Below are 19,509 nucleotides of genomic sequence, written 5' to 3' on the forward strand. Positions count from 1 at the left end.
ATTTATTTGTACTGTACTATCGATTCTAAAGAAGCCGACGAATTTCGTTGGCTTTCTTTTTATGTGATAAATGTTACAATCGACAAATAATCAATCTGTTACATTTGTATTGTACTAAAATAAACATGATATGAACTATAAAGAATTAATACAAAACGGTGCAACATTAATTGATGTACGTTCTGAAATGGAGTTTGATGAAGGACATATTGAAAATGCCATTAATATCCCAGTAAACGATATTCAAGCAAGAATACAAGAGGTAAAGGACATTAGTTCACCAATTGTTTTATGCTGTTTGTCTGGAGGTAGAGCAGGTGTTGCAAAAGCATTAATTGAGGCAGCAGGCGTTAAAGAAGTTTATAACGCTGGAGGCTGGCAAAGTTTATTATAATTAATATCGGATATAGATGAGTTAAAGCATATGTTGTTTTCAGCATATGCTTTTTTTTATATTTGTGTATTGTATCGTGATACACATTAAATTTTTTAAAATTACACCTGCACTGTTTGGACGAATGAAAGTATATTTTATTCGTTTAGCTTAGGAATACATGAATAACTTTTTGATATAATGAAGAAGACACAGTTTGTTTGGGAACAGAGGAAAATGATCGGAATGATTACGAGGATATTTTTCAAAACGATTTTTCCGTTTTTAGAATCTTCTAATAAAAAGGATATTCCAGTTCTTGAAAAAACGCTAAAACAACCAACAGATAAACTTATTGAAGCTTACTCATTATGGTCAGGTACAGACGTATCTAAATATTCAGATAGCGTCCCTCCTCATATGTTTAGTCAATTTGCACTTCACTTAGGAATGTCTTTATTGTGCATGGTGCCTTATAAAATCTCAAAAATCATTAATCAAGGTGTGAATTTAAAGGTGTACGGTAAGCTAAGTAGAGATAAGACACTTTTTGCAAAAACAGAAATTATAGGTATAACTGAAGATAATGGTAGAGCAAGAGTCAAGCAGAAATTATATGTGGGTCATCAAAAAGAGGAAACTATTATAGAAGTGACTTTATTCTCTGCTTTTATTATCGGAAAGAAAAAGAAGACCACCACTTTTGATCGTACGGAGATAGAAATGACCACCGTTGGAGAATGGTCAGTTTTAGAAGAAGCAGGATATGAGTTTGCACAGTTAACAGGAGATTTTAATCCAATACACTGGGTAGATTTTATTGCACAGAAAACACCATTTAAGAAAAAAATTCTTCATGGTTTAGGTCAATTAGCAAAAACATTTGAATCTGTGGAAAAAGAAAAAGGCCCGATAAAAGAAATTGAGTTAAAATTTATCAAGCCTGTTGTATTACCAAATAATAAAGTAGAGGTATCAATTTCTACTAATTATATCGAAAAGGACATCAATAAGTTAGTATTGAGCGATACTAATGGTAAAAATTTATCCGTAGGTCATATATCATTTATTTAAACTAAATGATATACTTTTTTGTATAATATATCTTTTACCATTTCAAATCCTGTATCTTCAATTAAGATAGGCCATGACATAAGATTCATTGGCACAGCATTGCCATCATCTGTTAAAGGTGGTTGTTCAAAATTATTGTTGTTGAATTTGAAACCAGATTTCTCGTAGAATTTAATACGTTTCTGACTCACTTCTGATGTAGGTTTTTCTACTTCTAAGACAATACAATAGTGTCTAAATTGCTGAGTAAAGAAGTTTAGAAATCTAGTGCCAAGGCCTAAACCACGTGATTCTTTTGCCATAGCATAGTACTCGATATAAATAAAATTATCAAGCTGTCTATAGGCAATTAAACCATAGAGTGTATCGTGTTCGTAAATGCCTTTGAAATGCAATTCCCCTTCATGCATTAGCTGAAGGATGTCTTCTTTACTTCTTTGTTCGTCTTCGGGAAAAGAATAGGAGTAAATATTCCATAGTTCTTCAAAGTTCCCATCAATTATTTGTATCATTTTCATTATAGTTTAGAATAATCAATAGTACGATTATAAATCGCCATTGTTATTGGGGTTTAGCATTAGTCACAATAATTTACAAAATTTCTCATCTAAAAACGTATTTTATTAAACATATTTTAAGGATGAGGTGATATAATTTAAAAATCCGAATATATAATACAAGGTATAGGGAAGGGTGTTAAATTTGAAACATCCAAAAAGTTGAAAAGTATTTAAAATGAAAAATAAAAGACATAATTACCTTATCGAAATTCAATATTGTGGATATCGTTTTCACGGATGGATGATACAGCCAGGTTTTAAAACTGTTCAAGGAATGATTAATAAAACCATCAACTTTGTTTTAGGTGGTGAAGTGAAGTTTAAAACATTGGGGACATCTAGAACAGATACTTATGTTTCGGCCAATCATTCTGCTTTTGAATTATTTGTCTGGCAAGAATTAGATGAATCAGAATTTTTTGATTTGTTCAATAAGAATCTTCCACAGGATATTAAAGGACTCTCGATTCGAAAGGTAGACGATAAATTCAACATCATTCAGGATAGTAAAACAAAAGAATATCAATACTTATTTACTTTTGGTGAGAAGATACATCCTTTCTGTTCTCCTTATATGATAAGCATCCAACATGATTTGGATATTGAATTAATGAAAGAGGGAGCAAAGTTATACGAAGGTACTCATTACTTTGGTCGCTTTTGTAAGCAACCCAAAGAAGGAGTGAGTCTTGAAAGGACAATAGATTATTGTGAGATTAAAGAGAACACAGAAATTCAAGCAACTTTCTTTCCTAAAAAATCATATATCTTTTATGTACATGGTAAAGGTTTTATGCGTCATCAAGTACGTATGATGATCGGTACTTTATTTATGCTTGGAAAAGGGGAATTATCACTTGATGATATTAGAGAAGCATTATTACCTAATGATAATCGAACACAATTAGGCTATGTAGCACCAGCTTCGGCACTAAACCTTCATAAAATCACTTTTGATAAAGATTTTGATGAAGTATAAACAAAAACAAGTCATATCCAGTGGATATGACTTGTAAATTCCTTTAATAACCCAAAAACTATTTCTTATTGCTGCTTTATGAGTATAAATATAAGACGAAAAATTTGTAATCTCCAAAGTGATATTTGGTTAAATTTAACAACACCTTAGTGTGTACAATGTTAAGTGACTGATGTGAAAATATGTTAATTGACTGATTCAAATGTAATTATTTAAAGAAATAACATGATTATATAAATATGTCTTTTAAAGTATCAAAATATTATTTGGAAAAATAAACATAATTCAAAATCGTATATAGATTCGTTAGTAGAATTATTAGTGTTGTGTTATGAAAAGTTAAAATTAATTTTTCTCATTGAATCTCTTATTTTTACATCATTAATTTTGGAAACATTTTTGAGACTAACTTTTTTAAAACAAACACTTATTTTTTATGAAAAAGGGATTACTAATCGTATTTCTATTATTTTTTGTTGGTGGTGGAGCAGCTATATTTTATTTCTTTTATGCCGGGGAAATCAAGAATACACTACAATTTGATGATAGTAGGTTTGTGAGCATTCAAGGTTTTCTAAAACAAGGAAAACTAGAAAGTTTACAACAAGCCAAGCTTCAGTTATCTTTATTGTCAAGTGATTACAAAAAGGATAGTGTAATAATTCTGAAGAATCAGTTGAATGAGACAGCCATGACTCAAGCTAAACTAAGTTTGAAGAAAGGTTGGTATGGATCAGCAGAAAAATTCTTAAGCCTCATTTCAAATGATTATAAGAAAGAGGAAGTGGATCGATTAAGATATAAATTATCTACAGCGACTTTAGAAGAGAATATCAATAAGACCAAAGTATATATTAAAGAGCGAAATGTAGATAAAGCTAGAGTATATTACGCTAAAATTGATACGTCTTATTCTAAAAAGAAAAGAGATCTATTATTATCAAAAATAGATGATTTAGACAACGAGCTAAAAATAGAAAAGGTAGAAAAACTCATGGCAGAAAAAGAATTTGATGATGCCCGAGATCTACTTGCTGAAGTTGATCAGAATTTTGATACAAAGAAAATCACAAGTTTATCTGATCAAATAAATGAAAAAGAAAAAATTGCTTCATTACTCGACGATGAAGGAGCGATTATCGCCGTAGTAGAGGAGGTGAAGAAAAATATGAACGACCCTGAGTCTTTTGAACACGTAGAAACAACAGTATACGAGAAGGGAAGAAGTCTACAAGCATCCATGAGGTATAGAGAAATAAATACTTATGGGGCCAAAGAATTAAAAGAAATTCAGGTGAAATTAAGTAAGGACGGAAACATTAAAAAGATATCAAACAAATGATAAGTTGGGACGACTTTTCTAAGATTGATATGAGAGTAGGGACCATTATTCATGCTGAAGTGTTTGAAGAGGTTAGGAATCCTGCTTATAAATTAAAAATTGATTTTGGTGAGGATATTGGTGTCAAAAAATCGTCTGCTCAAATCACTAAAGTATATCAACCCAAAGAACTTGTTGGAAAGCAGGTGGTCGCCGTGGTGAATTTCCCACCTAAACAAATTGCCAATTTTATGTCGGAATGTTTGGTGATGGGAGCTATAGGAGAAGACAAAGAAGTGAACTTAATCACAATGGACAATCCTGTGGCGAATGGTCAAAAAATTGGGTAACAAAAAAGGACACATTTTAAAATGTGTCCTTTTTTGTTATTGTGGCTCTTGGTTTGTCATTCCAAAATTCATTGGAAATTTTGGAGCCTCTTCAGTTTTACCAATTGGTCCAAACTGAGCTTCATATTTTTTTAGGTTATCCTGAAGTGCCATATACAATCTCTTTGCATGTTCCGGTGTAAGGATAATTCTTGATTTTACTTTCGCTTTAGGTAAGCCGGGCATCATACGAATAAAATCGATCACAAACTCAGAATTAGAGTGAGCAATCATAGCTAAGTTCGCATAAGTACCTTCAGCTACATCATCAGTAAGTTCAATATTGATTTGATTTTCTGGTTTCTTTTCTTGATCCATGATATCTTAACTTTTATCTTCTTTTGCTAATAAATATGCTCCAGCATGAAGCATTTCATAAATTACATAATAATAACCACCTAGAGGGTGGTCTTCATCATATTTATCACTTTCTGCAAGCATTTCAAAAGCAGCCTCTATCACTCTTTCTCTAAATTTACCAGAGACAAATTCTTTCGTGATTTTAGCAGCAGCTTCATGTTCAGACTCTTTAGAAAGGTCTTTATATTTTTTGATTAATACCGCGATTTGTTCATTCATACGGCAATTTAGTTTATTAGAAACTTATATGGAGAATTTGAAGGGAAAAACTTGTAATAAGGATCTAAATCAATTAGTTTGATTTAAAATTCAACTTAACGATTCATAGAGTTGAATAATTTTTCATTGTTCAATAAAAACTAACTTATGTTATCTTCTTCTAATCAAGATATACCATCAAAGTATATTCATCCATTTACTGATTTTGGGTTTAAAAAGATTTTTGGCGAGGAAGCCAATAAAGATTTATTAATTGACTTTTTAAATCAGTTATTACCAATCAAAGACCAAATAAAAACTCTCAATTACAAGACAACTGAACATCTCCCTAATAATATCACAGATCGAAAAGCTGTATTTGATCTTTATTGTGAGAATGAAAAGGGAGAAAAGTTTATTGTTGAATTACAAAGAATGAGACAAAGGTACTTTAAAGACAGATCGATTTATTATTCCACATTTCCTATTCAAGAGCAGGCAATTAAAGGAAACATTGAAAGACAAGCTTGGGATTATCAATTAAAATCAGTTTATGTTATTTCTCTAATGGACTTTTCTTTTGATAATCACTTTGATTTACTAAGGCATGTAAAGCTTATGGAGACATCTACGAAAGAGATTTTCTATGAAAAACTTACATACGTGTATTTAGAAATGCCCAAATTCAAAAAGAATGAAAATGAATTAGTTACACATTTTGATAAATGGTTATATTTGTTGAATAACTTAAATTCCTTTTTAGAACAACCAAAAGTTTTTCAAGAAGCAATATTTAGAAGAGTATTTAAGATCGCTGAATATACAGGCCTTATGAAAGAAGATAAAAAATTATATCACGATTCTTTAAAAACATATAGAGATTATATGAATACGTTGGACTATCTTCAAGAAGAAAGTTTTAACGATGGGTTTAAAAAAGGCAATAAAGAAGGTTTAGAAGAAGGAAAAAAAACTAAAGCAATAGAAGTGGCCAAAAATGCCCTAAAAATGGGACTTTCTAAAGAACAAGTATCCAAATTAAGTGGTTTATCTATAGAAGAAGTAGCAACATTATCTATTTAATCGTTTTATTCAAAACTATTTATATCTCAAATTTTTATACTTTAACACAAAATCCTACTTTTGCACCTACATTGAAAATCTCATAATATATAATGATTACAGTTTCAAACTTAGGCGTACAATTTGGTAAGCGTGTGCTTTTCCAAGATGTCAATCTTAAATTTACTGAAGGTAACTGCTATGGTATCATCGGTGCTAATGGTGCAGGTAAATCTACATTCATGAAAACACTTTATGGTGCACAAGATCCTACTAGAGGTAGTGTATCCATTGGTAAAGGAGAAAGACTTTCTGTTTTAAAGCAAGATCACCACGAATTTGACGAATCTACAGTATTGGATACTGTAATGATGGGTCACGATGAACTATGGGCTATAAAAAAAGAGCAAGAAGATCTTTATGCTAAAGAGGACTTCAACGAGCAAGATGGTATCCGTATTTCTGAATTGACAGAGCGTTTTGAAGATCTAGACGGATGGAATGCTGAGTCGGATGCAGCCAACTTATTAAGTGGTCTTCACATCTCTGAAGATTTGCATTACTCTACAATGGCCAACTTAAGTGGTAAGCAAAAAGTACGTGTGTTATTGGCACAAGCTTTATTTGGTAAGCCAGATAACTTATTACTTGATGAGCCTACCAACGACTTGGACCAAGAGACGATCTCATGGTTGGAAGATTACTTGGCTAACTTCGATAGAACGGTATTGGTAATTTCTCACGACCGTCACTTCTTAGACTCAATTTGTACTCAGATTGTAGATATCGATTTCCAAAAGATTTCTTTATTCTCTGGTAACTACTCATTCTGGTACCAATCAAGTCAGTTAGCTTCACGTCAGCAAGCACAACAAAACAAGAAAGCTGAGGAGAAAATCAAAGAATTGAAAGAATTCATTGCTCGTTTCTCTGCTAACGCTGCAAAGTCGAAACAAACCACTTCTCGTAAGAAGATGTTGGAGAAATTGAATGTGGAAGAAATTCAGCCTTCATCAAGAAAGTACCCAGGTATTATCTTTACTCCAGAAAGACAAGCAGGTAACAATATCCTTGAGGTAGAAGGTTTAACTAAATCTATCGACGGGGAAACGATCTTTAAGAATGTTGAATTCAACATGCAAAAAGACGATAAAATCGTATTCATTTCAAGAGACCCAAGAGCCATGACTGCGCTTTTCGAAATCTTGAATGAAAAAGACACAGATTTTGAAGGTGAGTTCAAATGGGGTGTAACTATCACAACAGCTTATTTACCTTTGGAACACGGTGAGTTCTTCCAAAACGATCTAAACCTTGTAGATTGGTTAGGTCAATATTCTCATGATACTTCTGAAGCATTTATTAGAGGTTACTTGGGTAAAATGTTGTTCTCTGGTGAAGAGATCTTTAAGCAATCATCTGTACTATCAGGAGGTGAAAAAATGCGTTGTATGATGTCTAAAATGATGTTGACTGATGCGAACTGTTTGATCTTGGATACTCCAACTAACCACTTGGACTTGGAATCTATCCAATCATTAAACAACTCATTGATTAATTTCCCTGGTAACATCTTGATGTCATCTCATGACCACGAGGTAATCCAAACAGTATGTAACCGTGTAATCGAATTAACTCCTAACGGAATTATCGACCGTCATATGCCATACGATGAGTATATCTCAAGTGAACAAATCAAAGAATTGAGAGAAAAGTTATATGCTAAATAGTAGATAACTGATAGATATATAAAAGGCCGAATCAATATTACTTGATTCGGCCTTTTTTATTTATTTAGATCAAATAGTGATTTGAACTACAGTTCTGATTTAAGTATTCCCTTTTCTGGATGCTTTCCAGTAAAGTCACTTAAATAAGTTTTGATTTTAAGAATATCAGCTTCCTTATCATCAGATGGCATGAAATAATCTCCAATGACTACTTCTTTTCTTTTAAAACAGAAACCAATCATAATAATAGGAATATTTGCTCCTCTAGCAATATGCCAAAAACCGCTTTTCCATTTAGGACTGTAAGACCTTGTTCCTTCAGGAGTTACTGCTATAATCAATTCTTCACGAGCATTAAACTCATTGATTGCTAAGTCCACTAAACGAGTGTTATTTTTCTTTCTGTCTACAGGAATTGCTCCTAACTTGATCAGTAGTTTGCCTAGAGGTCCTTTACATAGATCACTTTTGATAAAATACTTTGACTCTAAACCTAATATAGCTCGAGCAGGAACGCCTACCATAAAGTCCCAAAAACTAGTGTGTGGTCCAACTACAACAACACATTTTTTTAAATGATATGGAACCTCTCCTGTTACTTTCCAACCAAAAAATTTGAAAAGCCACACCCACAGTTTTATCATATTATTAACATTAAGTTCATTAGTGAATACATTGATAATCAACAAAAGTATGAAATTCGTCTAAAATTATTACATTTTTTTCTTAAATGAATGCAATGAGTAGTGATTAAAATGTAAAACTCTGTTACGAATAATGTAACATCAGAAATCAATATTTGCGTAACAAAATTAAATTAAGCAAAATGAATATTTCAACAAAGGGGTTGACTTTTATCACGCTCTTCTCAATTGTCATTTTTGGTAAACAACTATCAGCTCAAGAAATACTAAACACAAAAGGGAGTGATACGATGCTTCCTTTAGTCACAGCACTTGCTAATAATTACGACAATAGTAATGAGCCTGTTGAAGTAGTAGGGGGAGGTAGTTCTCTTGGTTTCAAAGGGTTAAAAAGCTTTGAAACTGAATTAGCATTGTCTTCTAGAAAGGTGAAATCAACTGAAAAAACCAATATAGAAGAGAATATCGATCAGTTAATTGAAAAGGTGATTGCCTACGATGCATTGTCTATTATTACTCATCCTTCTAACTCAGTAACAAAGCTTACGCTTACACAATTAATAAAAATATATAAAGGGCAAATTACGAATTGGTCACAACTTGGTGGAGAAAACCTCCCAATTACCGTTATTTCTAGGGATAAAAATTCTGGTAGTTATGGTTTTATGACATCCGTTGTGGTAAAAAGTGATGAACTTCCAGAAGATTATATTGAAGTACATTCGAATGCAGGTGTTGTGGAGAATGTAAGCAAGATCAAAGGGGCTATTGGTTATTGCGGTATCGCATATGTAGAAGAAGTGGTACAACCTTTATCTATTAGTGAAAAAGGAGGGAATTACGTTTACCCATCATTTAGAAATGCATTAAGTAAAACATATCCACTCTCAAGACCTCTTTATTTTTATTACAGAATTTCTGATAAATCAAAAGTAACTTCATTTGTAAGTTTTGCTTTATCAGATAAAGGTCAACAAATAATAGCTCACAAAGGATATATTCCAGTATTCTAACTCAAAAAGCCATGAAACTAACTCCCAAAAAAAGACAAGCTAAAAGTATAAAGACAAGACTAATCTGGTCTTTTGCAGCCAACATTTTAATCATTTTCTTATTATTTTCGGTATATGCTTATATTCGAAGTGTAACGAATAAAGCAGAACAAGTAGCCTTAGAATTGGATGAAATTACATCCAACATTCAAGATCTAAAATCAGATAAACAATCATTTCTTTTAACAGAGACAATTAACCCGTCTTTTTATGAAACTAAGGAAAATGATTATCTAACCACTCACGAAGAAAATTTAAATAAAATTCAAGAAAAACTAGAGGAGATGTACACTAATTCTTATGTACATTCCGCTAAGGTGATTCCTGAATTAAGGGAACTGGAAAAAGACCTTCAATCTTATTCAACGATTTTCGATAGCTTGGTTTCTGTACAGTTGAAAAGAGGTTTTAAAAGTTATGGTACAGAGGGCGACATGAGGCGTTCAATCTATTCTGTGATGAACTCTGGATACTCACTTGATCAAGTTAAAATTCTTATGTTAAGAAGACATGAGAAGGATTATATCTTGAGAAAAGATACGCAATATGAAGAAAAGTTAAGCAAAGTTGTCGATCAACTTATAGGAGATATTAGTCGAATGTCTATTGATAAATATGGAAAGATTTATCTAAATGGAGCATTAGAAAAGTACAGAGAAAATTTCCGTGCTTTAGTAAAATTAGATGAGCAACTAGGTTTTTATGGACACCCTGGAATTAAAGATCGTTTGGATACTCAATTAGCTGCAATTGAGGGTAAACTAAAAAGTATTCATCATTTAATTGTTGATTATAATAATTTTTGGAAAAAACTAAATATTGTAGTGTTAATAGTTTTTGCACTGTCAATATTATCAGTAAATGCAATTCTACTTTTCTATTTACTAAGTAGACTTGGTAAGCCTATCAATAAATTATCAAAATCTATTCAGAAAATTGTAGAGGATGATTTTATTGGCGAATTATATACGATTAAAACAAAGGATGAAATAGGTGATTTATCCAACGATTTTAATTATATGATTGAAAGGATGAATGAAAGGACTGAGGAGATAGAAATTCAAAAAGAAGAACTTGCTCAGACTTATGATAAAATTGAAACAATTCGTCAAATTGGAGCCAAAATCAGTAAGCATCTAAAAGTAGATAAAATTGTACAAGAGTTCTATCACTCTCTAAATAATACGTTAGAATTCAATTCATTTTTAATTGGTATCTATCAAGAAAATAAACTTCATTACAGAGGTTATAGTGTTGAAGGTAAACCTTATGCTTTTGATAGATCAATTTCAGAAAATAATCATTTAGGGGTTCAGTGTTATGAGAGACAAGAACCAATTGTTTCTAATAACTTTTTATCATCTCCTGAGTTGAAACATTTCCTACCTGTTACAACATCAGAAAGAGTAAATTCATTAGTGTATTTACCATTGACTTCATCTTCAAAGAAATTGGGTGTTTTAGCGGTACATAGTGAACATATTAATGCTTATTCTGATGTACAAATTAATATGTTGGGAAGTATTGTGACTTATCTGATTAACGCCTTAGATACTGCGGTGAATTATCAAAATATGGAGTCTCAAGTGGAAGCGAAAACAGCAGAGATAGACAAACATCGTCAGCAACTACTTGATAATAATGAAATCCTACAAGGTACTTTGTTACAGTTGGAAGAAAAAAATAAACAGCAGACTTCTAGTATTCAGTATGCTAAGCGAATTCAACAAGCATTATTACCTAATATTTCATTGATAAGATCTTCTTTTAACGATGCTTTTGTTTTTTACAGACCAAAAGATATTGTTAGTGGAGATTTCTATTGGTTCGAACAAAAAGGTGATCTGATCTATATGGCGGTAGCTGATTGTACAGGACATGGTGTTCCGGGGGCCTTTATGTCAATTCTTGGAAGAGAGATTTTATCTAATTTGGTGAACTCTAAAAAGTTTACATCACCTGCTGAGTTACTTGATGAATTACACGTTCGTATACGAGTAGTGCTGAAGCAAGATAAAATGAATAATAAGGATGGAATGGATATTGGTATTTGTATTTTAGACGAATCGTCCAATGTCTTAAAGTTTGCTGGTGCACATCATCCACTTTATTTAGTAAGAAGGGAAGGAGGAGCAAATTTAATTGATGTAATTGATGGTAATAAACAATCAATTGGTGGACATATCTTTAAAAAGAAAGAATACGAGAAATTTAAAGAACACACTATTGATTTATCAAGAAGAGGTGATATTCTATCTTTTTACCTGTGTACGGATGGTTATCAAGATCAATTTGGAGGTCCTGAAGGGAGGAAATTCTACAAGAAAACGTTTAGAGAGTTGATGAGCAATATTGCGGATAAGCCGATGTATGTTCAAAAATCTCTAATGGCCATAAAAATTGATGAATGGATGGGAGAACACAGTCAGACAGATGATATTCTGATTATAGGATTCCAACCAAAAAAAGAAACTAAAAGGATTACATTAGACCTTTCGAGTATTGATGAAATCCTAAATGTATAAAATCCACAGAGGTTGTTTCAACTAAAACTGAAATGACCTCTATTTTTTTGATAACCGATCTGGATTTTCTTTTAAGAATGCTGACCAAGATTTTTTAGTTGACACATTTTGACCCTTTTGGTAAGAATGACAAACGGCTACCCCCAAAGCATCAGTGGCATCCAAAAGGACATTGTCTTCAACTTTAAACTTTAGAAGTTTCATCAGCATATGAGCGACCTGTTCTTTAGAAGCATTACCATTACCTGTTACAGCAGCTTTTACTTTTTTGGGAGCATATTCTGTAATAGGTATATCACGAATTAAGGCTGCAGACATTGCAACCCCTTGAGCTCTACCTAATTTTAACGCAGATTGTATATTTTGTCCAACGAAAGGAGCCTCCAATGCCATTTCATCAGGACCATATTCTTCAATCAAATGAGTTATCCTCTCATGGATCTTTCTAAGCTTGATCGCATGATTTGCATATTTCTTCAAATGTATCACTCCATATTGTACAAGACTTAATTTTTGACCTTTCACTAAGATCAAACCATATCCCATCTCTTGCGTTCCTGGATCAATACCCAAGATTAATTTCTCTTCTACTTTTTGTCTCATTCAATACTACCGATCTTCCATTACTATGGATAATAAAACATATGATCTATCAAAATTAGACAAAAAAAATGGGATCTCCGACCTAGAGATCCCTTACAGTTATGCAACTGTGAACAAACCACCCAAAACCTTTAATGTTTTGTTATGCCACCTTAGAAATCTTTCTTTGCCAAATGGCAGCTTCCTCAGGCGAATCAAATAATGTTATTTTTAAACTTGGCTCGTTTTCTAATAAATTTTCTAAGTTGATAATTGAAAATTGAGTGAATGGATCACAATTATCTTCAATGATAACACCAAAATTTTCGACTTTAAGTAATTTGATCTTTGGTAAATACCAGCTCACCATCCATGGGTTTGAGCTCATCCAGCCTGACTCTATAAATCGAGCATCTAATAATACCGTTTTAGGTTTATTATTTTGGATACTCTGTAATGTTGTCTCTAGGTGTTCGTTAAATTGTTCGGGAAGAAAGAACCCCCTCATTCTTATACTCAGCACACCAGTTCTGGAGTTCATATCAGTGGTAAAGTTGGTCATATTCGATAGGTTTTTGAGATATTGTTTGCCTCTACTACATCACTTGCATAGAAAATGTTCACCATGCATGTACAGTTCTATGTATGATTTTGCCTTGATATTGATCTATTAATATAGAAAAATAGCTTCTAGTTAAGTTTTTATGGATGAAAAATACTCAAAACCATTAGTTTACTCGATAATAAATCGTTAAGATCATTATTCTTCATAAATCTTACATTGTATAATCAAATGATTTGATGAATCTTACTATCAAATAGTTCTTTGATATTGTTGATGAAAACTCATTTTAAATGGCAATCAAATTGAAAAAATGTCATCTTCCACCATCAATTGATTACAGTTGAGCAGAATTATTCCTTTTTCGATGCTTTAAATGAAAAAAAATCGACAATGAATTTAAAGGAAAGGCAAAAAAAGAAGTATACATCAACGAAATATATTAGTTTTGGCATTGAATGAATGATTAGAGTTTTATAATTCCCCTGATCTTCATCAAGTAATTTATATTGGCGAGTAATTTAAGCATATTCGAATGGGTAATATTGATATCATAGAGAAATATTTTGACAATCTAACCGATGTACAAAAACATCAGTTCAGACAATTACAAGATCTTTATGCAGAGTGGAATGAGAAAGTAAATGTCATTTCAAGAAAAGATATTGAGAATCTTTATGAACGTCATATCCTTCATTCATTAAGTATTGCTAAAATTATCGAGTTTAAACCTGGTAGTGAGATTCTAGATGTGGGAACTGGCGGAGGTTTTCCAGGTATTCCATTGGCCATTCTTTTCCCTAAAGTAAAATTCCATTTGGTAGATTCTATCGGGAAAAAAATCAATGTAGTCAACGAAATTGCAAAAACAATTGGGCTAACTAACGTTGTTGCAGAACAAATTCGTGCTGAAAAAGTTGATGGAGAATATGACTTTGTGGTTTCAAGAGCTGTGACTAGAATCGATGTTCTTTACAAATGGGTGAGAACAAAGGTGTCTCACCAACAAGGCCATGAATTAAACAACGGAATTATCTGTCTGAAAGGTGGCGATCTAAAAGAGGAGTTCTCTAAATTAAACAAGAAGAAATTCACTTTAACACCAATGACAGATATCTTCGAGGAAGATTTCTTTGAAACCAAAAAAGTTGCTTACGTTCCTATTGCTAGGTAAAGAATATGTCCAAGAAAGTCAAAGATTTCCAAGTACCAGTGCAAGAGCAAATGCTCATCTTCGAAAAGAAGTTTAGAGAGCATATGCGTACCGATGTAGCTCTACTCGATAGAATTATGAGCTATATTGTAAAGAGTAAAGGCAAACAAATGCGCCCCATTTTAGTTTTTCTTACTGCAGGAGCAACTGGTCAAATTGAGGATCAAACATATAGAGGTGCTTCTTTAATCGAATTGCTGCATACAGCTACACTCGTTCACGACGATGTGGTAGATGATGCCGATTACCGTAGAGGTTTTTTCTCGATTAAAGCACTTTGGAAAAATAAAACAGCCGTATTGGTAGGTGATTATTTACTATCAAGAGGTTTATTACTTGCTGTGGATAATGGCGACCATGAGTTGCTTAGACATGTATCTACAGCAGTAAAAGAGATGTCTGAAGGCGAATTGATGCAAATTGAGAAAGCGCGTCGTTTAGACATCACCGAGGATGTATACTTTGAGATTATTCGTCAGAAAACAGCTACTTTAATTGCGGCTTGTACAGCAGTAGGGGCAGCATCAAGTGGAGCATCTGAAGAAGTGATCAAAAAGATGCACAAGATGGGAGAGAAGATTGGTATCGCTTTCCAAATCAAAGACGATTTATTTGATTATGGCACCGACGAAATTGGTAAGCCGTTGGGTATCGATATCAAAGAAAAGAAAATGACGCTTCCTTTAATCTATGCATTAAACAATGCCAAATGGTTAAAGAAGAAAGAGGTGATTTTCAAAATCAGAACTCAAAATACCAACCAGAAAGTCGTTCGTGAGATTATTGAGTTCGTGAAATCTTCGGGTGGATTAGAATATGCAGAAGAAAAAATGCATGAATACATCAAAGAAGGTAGAGCGATCTTAGACGAACTTCCAGATTCTGAATATAAAACTGCTTTGCATCAGTTGATCTCTTATGTAGTAGAACGTAAGAAATAATTTACATGAGCCAACACCGTAAAGATTTACTTGTAGAAGTAGGCAACTTTGTCGAACAACTTTACCAAAAAGGAGTAAGGGATGTTGTTTTATCTCCCGGTTCCAGAGTTGCACCTTTAGCTTTGGCATTTGCAAGGCACCCTCAAATAAACACTAAAACCGTAAGTGATGAGCGTTCAGCTGCTTTTATTGCTTTAGGTATCGCTCAGCAAACAAATTCACCTGTTGCAATTGCCTGTACTTCAGGTACAGCTGCATTAAATTATGCACCCGCAGTTGCGGAAGCTTATTACCAAAGAGTTCCCTTAATTGTGATCACAGCAGATCGTCCTACAGAATGGATCGATCAGTGGGATGGACAGACAATTCAACAACAGAACATTTTTGGTAAGCATATAAAGAAAGCATACCACATGCCGGTAGACCTTTCTCATGAGGATGCTAAATGGTACCGTCAGAGAATTGGGGCAGAGGCCATGTGTAATGCTTTAGAATATCCTTCAGGCCCTATCCAAATCAATTGGCCATTACGTGAGCCTTTTTATCCTGAAGAAGGGGAACAATTCATTTATGAAAGTACTCCTCAATCCACAAGAGAAATCATTCAGTCAGAACCTTATTTAGATCAAGAAACGTGGGAAGAGAAATTGATTCCTCTTTTTGAATCAAATAAAAAGGTGCTGATTATTGCTGGTCAACAGCAGAGAAACGACTATATCGTTGAGCATTTAAATCAGCTCAATATCCCTGTTGTTTCTGATATTATCTCTAATTATGGATCTGTAGATCAAGCCATCATACATCAAGATGTTTTTTTGACGCCGACTGTAATAGAAGAGTTACAACCTGATATTGTCATTACTTTTGGAATGAGTGTCATTTCTAAAAACTTGAAATTGTTTTTAAGAAAGAATCCTCCAAAATATCAATTACATATTCAAGAAGCAGGAGAAGTGCCTGATCCTTTCCAATCATTATCCACGGTTATCCGCTCTACACCAGAAGCATTTTTCGATCAATTATCCGACTTCGAATTATCTTTTGATGATGATTTCCTAAACTATTGGAAAGAGGCTGATGATAAGGTGAAAGCGAACAAAACCGATTTCTTTGATTTACTATCTTTCTCAGAATTGGAGATCGTCAATCATCTCATCAATGAATTGCCAAAGAACGCGGTCTTGCATTTGGCCAACAGTATGTCGGTACGTTATGCCAACTTCATTGGTTTGCAAAGACCTGATGTAGATGTTCATGCGAACAGAGGTACGAGTGGAATCGATGGAAGTACAAGTACGGCCATTGGTTATGCAATATCGGATAAAGACAGACCTCATTTCTTACTCACAGGAGATTTGGCTTTCTTTTATGATAGAAACGCATTTTGGAATAATTACCTACCATCTAATCTAAAAGTTCTTCTTTTGAATAATCAAGGGGGAGTGATATTTAGGATGATTGATGGACCGACAAGGCAACCTGAGTTAGAGGAATATTTCGAAACAGAACAAAGAACCAATGCTCATCATTTAGCCAAAGAATTTGATGTTCATTATTGGGGAATCAATTCCAAAGAGGAGTTCTACTTCAATTATCAGGAGTTTTTAACGAAGAACGATAAACCTTCGATTTTTGAAGTATTTACGAATAAAAATATAAGTAAGAATACCTTTAAAGCATTTAAGAAAGAAGGTATCTATACCAAATCATAAATGAAAAAAGTCTGAACCGTTCAATACGATTCAGACTTTCTTTTTATATAATACTTTCTCCGTTCAGGTCTGTAGTTAAAACATTCGACATATAATCAAAGAATGGCCTTAATGCGATAAATGTCTTTACTACTTCTTCTACAAAGTTGTCTTTCAACACCTCTTCGTTAGAGAAATACCTCATGGCATAGAATTGTTTCTTTCGAATTAATTCGATGGCAGGGTCGTTTTTATCGTATCCCTTCGGAGCTGTTTTCACTCCTTCACCTTCTAGCGTACCAAAGTATTTCTTAAAAGTTGGATCTTCTATAATTCCTCTGATCTCCTGATCACCAAAAGTAAACTCATCTCGAATTCTCTTCAAATCATCTTTATTGGGAGCATAGAAACCACCACCAATCATACATTTTCCATCTTCCAAATGAAAATAATATCCACCTCTGAGTGCAGGTTTTAAACGACTAAAATAGCCCGAAAACCATGTTTTATAAGGGGTTTTATCTTTTGAGAAACGGACATCGCGATAAATTCTATAAATCTTATGACCTTCAATCTGATCTGTTTTATTTAATTCATCCTGTATTTGAGTAAATAACTCTTTAACCGTTTGATGATGTTTTTGATAAGTTGGTTTGTTTTCAGTGAACCAATCTTTATGATTATTTTCTTTTAAATCAGCTAAAAACTGAAATACCTCTTGTGTGATCATAGACTAAATAATGTTTTGGAAATTAAATATACCAAAACATTAGATAGAAAATAAGATATCGTTGTAATTCCCTCTGTGATCACTTAGACCATACGATGCTAAAATAGATTCCATATAATTATTATAATCATCATACTTATAAATCTTATCAGTCTGATCTTCTAACGGAAGGCTTACAGGTTGTTCATTCCAACGGATTTGAATGTATCGTTCACCATCTTTATTTAAGATAATCCACGTTAAATTAGTCGCCATTGTTGAAATTTCAGACTCTTTCCATTCTTCTAAACTTCTCTCTTTGATATTATCTAAGTTTAAAAGTACTAGAACGGGTAAAACAGTTTTAGTATGTGCAAAATTAAAATTACCAGCATAATCTGACTTTCCTTTCACAAAATCATTCATATTGGTGTGTAAATACTTTATAAAAGTGATTCCATGTTTGTAAGAAATATCACGGTTATTATAACCAGGCCCTTTTTCAAAGTAAGAATGTATATCATCAATTCTAGATACAATTTTAGAATCTTCAGCACTGAAAATTTCTAAATTAGGAGGACTTTCTAATCGTAAGTTTCTTGTAATCTTAAAACATTTGAAGAGGTTATAAATAATATCGTCCTTATTCGAAATAATTAGATTATGTTCATTATCATAAAATCTTTTCTGCTTTTCATCTAAGTATTGCAAATAGGATTTTTTGAATAAGCTATTTAATATTCTATTTCTAACTTCAATATATGCTCTTGATTTTTGATACTCTTGAACATGGTTTAGCCAACTTAATGAATCAATATATTGATTATAGTTTGGACAAATTTTAAATGCCCTTAAGATAGGATCATTAAATTCATCGTAGGTAATGTTGACGAATTTTGGATGATAACCTTTTGATTGAAGACCTTTATGAAAAGTGGTTCTAGAGTCTTGAGTCCTTGATTTAAATGTCGATGTACTCTTAATTTTTGGTTCATTATTGAAGTAATCTTCACATAGCTTACCCATTCTTTGACCAAGCACTTTATGTTCTTTTTTACCAATTTCAGATAAATCACCGTACTTATTATGTTGGTATTTTACAAGCAACTTAATCTCTTCAAAGATGTGTTTACCTTGTTTTTTTAAACCATCATTAAGCTTCGCATTTTCAAAAAGGTTGTAAAGAACAACATCCTCTTTTGGTTCCAACATATATCTTGATCCATGTCGAGACAAATACCCTATATAGTCAACGGTATATCCTTCTGGAATTGATTGTATATTCTTAAAATCATAAGGTTGATGTTTTCCAAGGTCCCACTCATCATAGGTATCTATTTCATCACTTACATTGGTAGAATGACCACATCCGAATAAATAGGATATGAAGATAAAGAAAACAATAGATCGAATTAATTTTAGTCTCATAATTATAGTGACTCTCGAATCGTAATGTAGGGTTTTGATTAAAGGAGTCTTTTGTTGTATTTGATTGATTTAGTAATGCAAAGGTAGATATTAACAAAAATCAATGGGTTCAAAAA

Annotated in this window: 20 protein-coding genes; 12 read left to right on the forward strand and 8 right to left on the reverse strand. The window is 32.8% G+C overall.

The window, feature by feature from the left end; all coding sequences use genetic code 11:
- Positions 1-130 precede the first annotated feature (130 nt).
- Both MY04_RS02910 and MY04_RS02915 read left to right on the forward strand, forming a co-directional pair.
- Positions 131-394: a rhodanese-like domain-containing protein gene (locus tag MY04_RS02910; protein ID WP_066206063.1), complete on the forward strand. Its 264-nt coding sequence runs from the start codon at positions 131-133 to the stop codon at positions 392-394.
- Positions 395-574: 180 nt separating this feature from the next.
- Positions 575-1,447 (forward strand): MaoC/PaaZ C-terminal domain-containing protein, encoded by an 873-nt coding sequence (locus MY04_RS02915; RefSeq protein WP_066206066.1) that lies wholly within the window; start codon positions 575-577, stop codon positions 1,445-1,447.
- Here MY04_RS02915 and MY04_RS02920 read toward each other — a convergent pair.
- Positions 1,444-1,959 carry a GNAT family N-acetyltransferase gene (locus MY04_RS02920; RefSeq protein ID WP_066206068.1) on the reverse strand — a complete coding sequence of 172 codons (516 nt, stop codon included), beginning with the start codon at positions 1,957-1,959 and terminating at the stop codon, positions 1,444-1,446. The two genes, MY04_RS02915 and MY04_RS02920, sit on opposite strands and share 4 nt — an antisense overlap.
- Positions 1,960-2,182: 223 nt before the next feature.
- On the opposite strand from MY04_RS02920, the gene MY04_RS02925 reads away from it, so the two are divergent.
- From MY04_RS02925 to MY04_RS02935, 3 genes are all read left to right on the forward strand, one after another.
- Positions 2,183-2,986 (forward strand): tRNA pseudouridine synthase A, encoded by an 804-nt coding sequence (locus MY04_RS02925; RefSeq protein WP_066206070.1) that lies wholly within the window; start codon positions 2,183-2,185, stop codon positions 2,984-2,986.
- A 436-nt stretch (positions 2,987-3,422) separates the two neighbouring features.
- A complete protein-coding gene (locus tag MY04_RS02930; protein WP_066206076.1) occupies positions 3,423-4,328 on the forward strand; it encodes a hypothetical protein in 906 nt (301 codons plus the stop codon).
- Complete coding sequence (locus MY04_RS02935; protein WP_066206078.1) at positions 4,325-4,657, forward strand: tRNA-binding protein; 333 nt, start codon at positions 4,325-4,327, stop codon at positions 4,655-4,657. The genes MY04_RS02930 and MY04_RS02935 overlap by 4 nt, the downstream gene beginning before the upstream one ends.
- Before the next feature lie 36 nt (positions 4,658-4,693).
- Here MY04_RS02935 and MY04_RS02940 read toward each other — a convergent pair whose 3' ends face one another.
- Positions 4,694-5,014: a DUF3467 domain-containing protein gene (locus MY04_RS02940; RefSeq protein WP_044226643.1), complete on the reverse strand. Its 321-nt coding sequence runs from the start codon at positions 5,012-5,014 to the stop codon at positions 4,694-4,696.
- Between the two features lie 6 nt (positions 5,015-5,020).
- Positions 5,021-5,275, reverse strand: a complete 255-nt coding sequence (locus tag MY04_RS02945) for a hypothetical protein (protein WP_066206081.1) — start codon at positions 5,273-5,275, stop codon at positions 5,021-5,023.
- A 147-nt stretch (positions 5,276-5,422) separates the two neighbouring features.
- Between MY04_RS02945 and MY04_RS02950 the strand changes: the two genes are divergently transcribed.
- Together MY04_RS02950 and MY04_RS02955 are read left to right on the forward strand one after the other, a co-directional pair.
- Entirely contained in the window at positions 5,423-6,337 is a 915-nt protein-coding gene (locus MY04_RS02950; RefSeq protein ID WP_066206084.1) for an Rpn family recombination-promoting nuclease/putative transposase, read from the forward strand.
- Positions 6,338-6,429: 92 nt separating this feature from the next.
- Positions 6,430-8,046 carry an ABC-F family ATP-binding cassette domain-containing protein gene (locus MY04_RS02955; protein ID WP_066206088.1) on the forward strand — a complete coding sequence of 539 codons (1,617 nt, stop codon included), beginning with the start codon at positions 6,430-6,432 and terminating at the stop codon, positions 8,044-8,046.
- A gap of 86 nt (positions 8,047-8,132) precedes the next feature.
- Here MY04_RS02955 and MY04_RS02960 read toward each other — a convergent pair whose 3' ends face one another.
- Positions 8,133-8,690 carry a 1-acyl-sn-glycerol-3-phosphate acyltransferase gene (locus MY04_RS02960; RefSeq protein WP_066206089.1) on the reverse strand — a complete coding sequence of 186 codons (558 nt, stop codon included), beginning with the start codon at positions 8,688-8,690 and terminating at the stop codon, positions 8,133-8,135.
- A gap of 182 nt (positions 8,691-8,872) precedes the next feature.
- Here MY04_RS02960 and MY04_RS02965 point away from each other — a divergent pair, with 182 nt between their 5' ends.
- A complete protein-coding gene (locus tag MY04_RS02965; RefSeq protein ID WP_066206091.1) occupies positions 8,873-9,703 on the forward strand; it encodes a PstS family phosphate ABC transporter substrate-binding protein in 831 nt (276 codons plus the stop codon).
- 11 nt (positions 9,704-9,714) lie between these two features.
- A complete protein-coding gene (locus MY04_RS02970; RefSeq protein WP_066206095.1) occupies positions 9,715-12,267 on the forward strand; it encodes a SpoIIE family protein phosphatase in 2,553 nt (850 codons plus the stop codon).
- Between the two features lie 39 nt (positions 12,268-12,306).
- On the opposite strand, the gene ruvC is transcribed toward MY04_RS02970, so the two are convergent.
- Together ruvC and MY04_RS02980 are read right to left on the reverse strand one after the other, a co-directional pair.
- Positions 12,307-12,870, reverse strand: coding sequence for a crossover junction endodeoxyribonuclease RuvC (gene ruvC, locus MY04_RS02975; RefSeq protein ID WP_066206098.1), 564 nt, complete (start codon positions 12,868-12,870; stop codon positions 12,307-12,309).
- A 142-nt stretch (positions 12,871-13,012) separates the two neighbouring features.
- Entirely contained in the window at positions 13,013-13,411 is a 399-nt protein-coding gene (locus MY04_RS02980; protein WP_066206100.1) for a hypothetical protein, read from the reverse strand.
- A gap of 535 nt (positions 13,412-13,946) precedes the next feature.
- Here MY04_RS02980 and rsmG point away from each other — a divergent pair.
- The 3 genes from rsmG to menD are packed head-to-tail and all read left to right on the forward strand — an operon-like array spanning position 13,947 to position 17,277.
- Positions 13,947-14,585 carry a 16S rRNA (guanine(527)-N(7))-methyltransferase RsmG gene (rsmG, locus tag MY04_RS02985; protein ID WP_066206102.1) on the forward strand — a complete coding sequence of 213 codons (639 nt, stop codon included), beginning with the start codon at positions 13,947-13,949 and terminating at the stop codon, positions 14,583-14,585.
- Between the two features lie 5 nt (positions 14,586-14,590).
- Complete coding sequence (locus tag MY04_RS02990; RefSeq protein WP_066206105.1) at positions 14,591-15,565, forward strand: polyprenyl synthetase family protein; 975 nt, start codon at positions 14,591-14,593, stop codon at positions 15,563-15,565.
- 5 nt (positions 15,566-15,570) lie between these two features.
- On the forward strand, positions 15,571-17,277 hold the full coding sequence (menD, locus tag MY04_RS02995) for a 2-succinyl-5-enolpyruvyl-6-hydroxy-3-cyclohexene-1-carboxylic-acid synthase (RefSeq protein ID WP_066206108.1): 1,707 nt from the start codon (positions 15,571-15,573) through the stop codon (positions 17,275-17,277).
- Positions 17,278-17,320: 43 nt separating this feature from the next.
- Here the strand turns inward: menD and MY04_RS03000 are convergent, their stop codons facing one another.
- Both MY04_RS03000 and MY04_RS03005 read right to left on the reverse strand, forming a co-directional pair.
- Positions 17,321-17,986 carry a DUF2461 domain-containing protein gene (locus MY04_RS03000; RefSeq protein ID WP_066206112.1) on the reverse strand — a complete coding sequence of 222 codons (666 nt, stop codon included), beginning with the start codon at positions 17,984-17,986 and terminating at the stop codon, positions 17,321-17,323.
- 39 nt (positions 17,987-18,025) lie between these two features.
- Positions 18,026-19,393 carry a histidine-type phosphatase gene (locus MY04_RS03005; protein WP_066206115.1) on the reverse strand — a complete coding sequence of 456 codons (1,368 nt, stop codon included), beginning with the start codon at positions 19,391-19,393 and terminating at the stop codon, positions 18,026-18,028.
- Positions 19,394-19,509: the final 116 nt, after the last annotated feature.

Origin of the sequence: Flammeovirga sp. MY04, from assembly GCF_001682195.2 — a bacterium.
Taxonomy (GTDB): Bacteria; Bacteroidota; Bacteroidia; order Cytophagales; family Flammeovirgaceae; genus Flammeovirga; species Flammeovirga yaeyamensis.

Bases quoted from the DNA above. Each gene is read 5' to 3' on its own strand.
- MY04_RS02910 (WP_066206063.1), top strand. From the start codon at position 131: ATGAACTATAAAGAATTAATACAAAACGGTGCAACATTAATTGATGTA.
- MY04_RS02915 (WP_066206066.1), top strand. From the start codon at position 575: ATGAAGAAGACACAGTTTGTTTGGGAACAGAGGAAAATGATCGGAATG.
- MY04_RS02920 (WP_066206068.1), bottom strand. From the start codon at position 1,959: ATGATACAAATAATTGATGGGAACTTTGAAGAACTATGGAATATTTAC.
- MY04_RS02925 (WP_066206070.1), top strand. From the start codon at position 2,183: ATGAAAAATAAAAGACATAATTACCTTATCGAAATTCAATATTGTGGA.
- MY04_RS02930 (WP_066206076.1), top strand. From the start codon at position 3,423: ATGAAAAAGGGATTACTAATCGTATTTCTATTATTTTTTGTTGGTGGT.
- MY04_RS02935 (WP_066206078.1), top strand. From the start codon at position 4,325: ATGATAAGTTGGGACGACTTTTCTAAGATTGATATGAGAGTAGGGACC.
- MY04_RS02940 (WP_044226643.1), bottom strand. From the start codon at position 5,014: ATGGATCAAGAAAAGAAACCAGAAAATCAAATCAATATTGAACTTACT.
- MY04_RS02945 (WP_066206081.1), bottom strand. From the start codon at position 5,275: ATGAATGAACAAATCGCGGTATTAATCAAAAAATATAAAGACCTTTCT.
- MY04_RS02950 (WP_066206084.1), top strand. From the start codon at position 5,423: ATGTTATCTTCTTCTAATCAAGATATACCATCAAAGTATATTCATCCA.
- MY04_RS02955 (WP_066206088.1), top strand. From the start codon at position 6,430: ATGATTACAGTTTCAAACTTAGGCGTACAATTTGGTAAGCGTGTGCTT.
- MY04_RS02960 (WP_066206089.1), bottom strand. From the start codon at position 8,690: ATGATAAAACTGTGGGTGTGGCTTTTCAAATTTTTTGGTTGGAAAGTA.
- MY04_RS02965 (WP_066206091.1), top strand. From the start codon at position 8,873: ATGAATATTTCAACAAAGGGGTTGACTTTTATCACGCTCTTCTCAATT.
- MY04_RS02970 (WP_066206095.1), top strand. From the start codon at position 9,715: ATGAAACTAACTCCCAAAAAAAGACAAGCTAAAAGTATAAAGACAAGA.
- ruvC (WP_066206098.1), bottom strand. From the start codon at position 12,870: ATGAGACAAAAAGTAGAAGAGAAATTAATCTTGGGTATTGATCCAGGA.
- MY04_RS02980 (WP_066206100.1), bottom strand. From the start codon at position 13,411: ATGACCAACTTTACCACTGATATGAACTCCAGAACTGGTGTGCTGAGT.
- rsmG (WP_066206102.1), top strand. From the start codon at position 13,947: ATGGGTAATATTGATATCATAGAGAAATATTTTGACAATCTAACCGAT.
- MY04_RS02990 (WP_066206105.1), top strand. From the start codon at position 14,591: ATGTCCAAGAAAGTCAAAGATTTCCAAGTACCAGTGCAAGAGCAAATG.
- menD (WP_066206108.1), top strand. From the start codon at position 15,571: ATGAGCCAACACCGTAAAGATTTACTTGTAGAAGTAGGCAACTTTGTC.
- MY04_RS03000 (WP_066206112.1), bottom strand. From the start codon at position 17,986: ATGATCACACAAGAGGTATTTCAGTTTTTAGCTGATTTAAAAGAAAAT.
- MY04_RS03005 (WP_066206115.1), bottom strand. From the start codon at position 19,393: ATGAGACTAAAATTAATTCGATCTATTGTTTTCTTTATCTTCATATCC.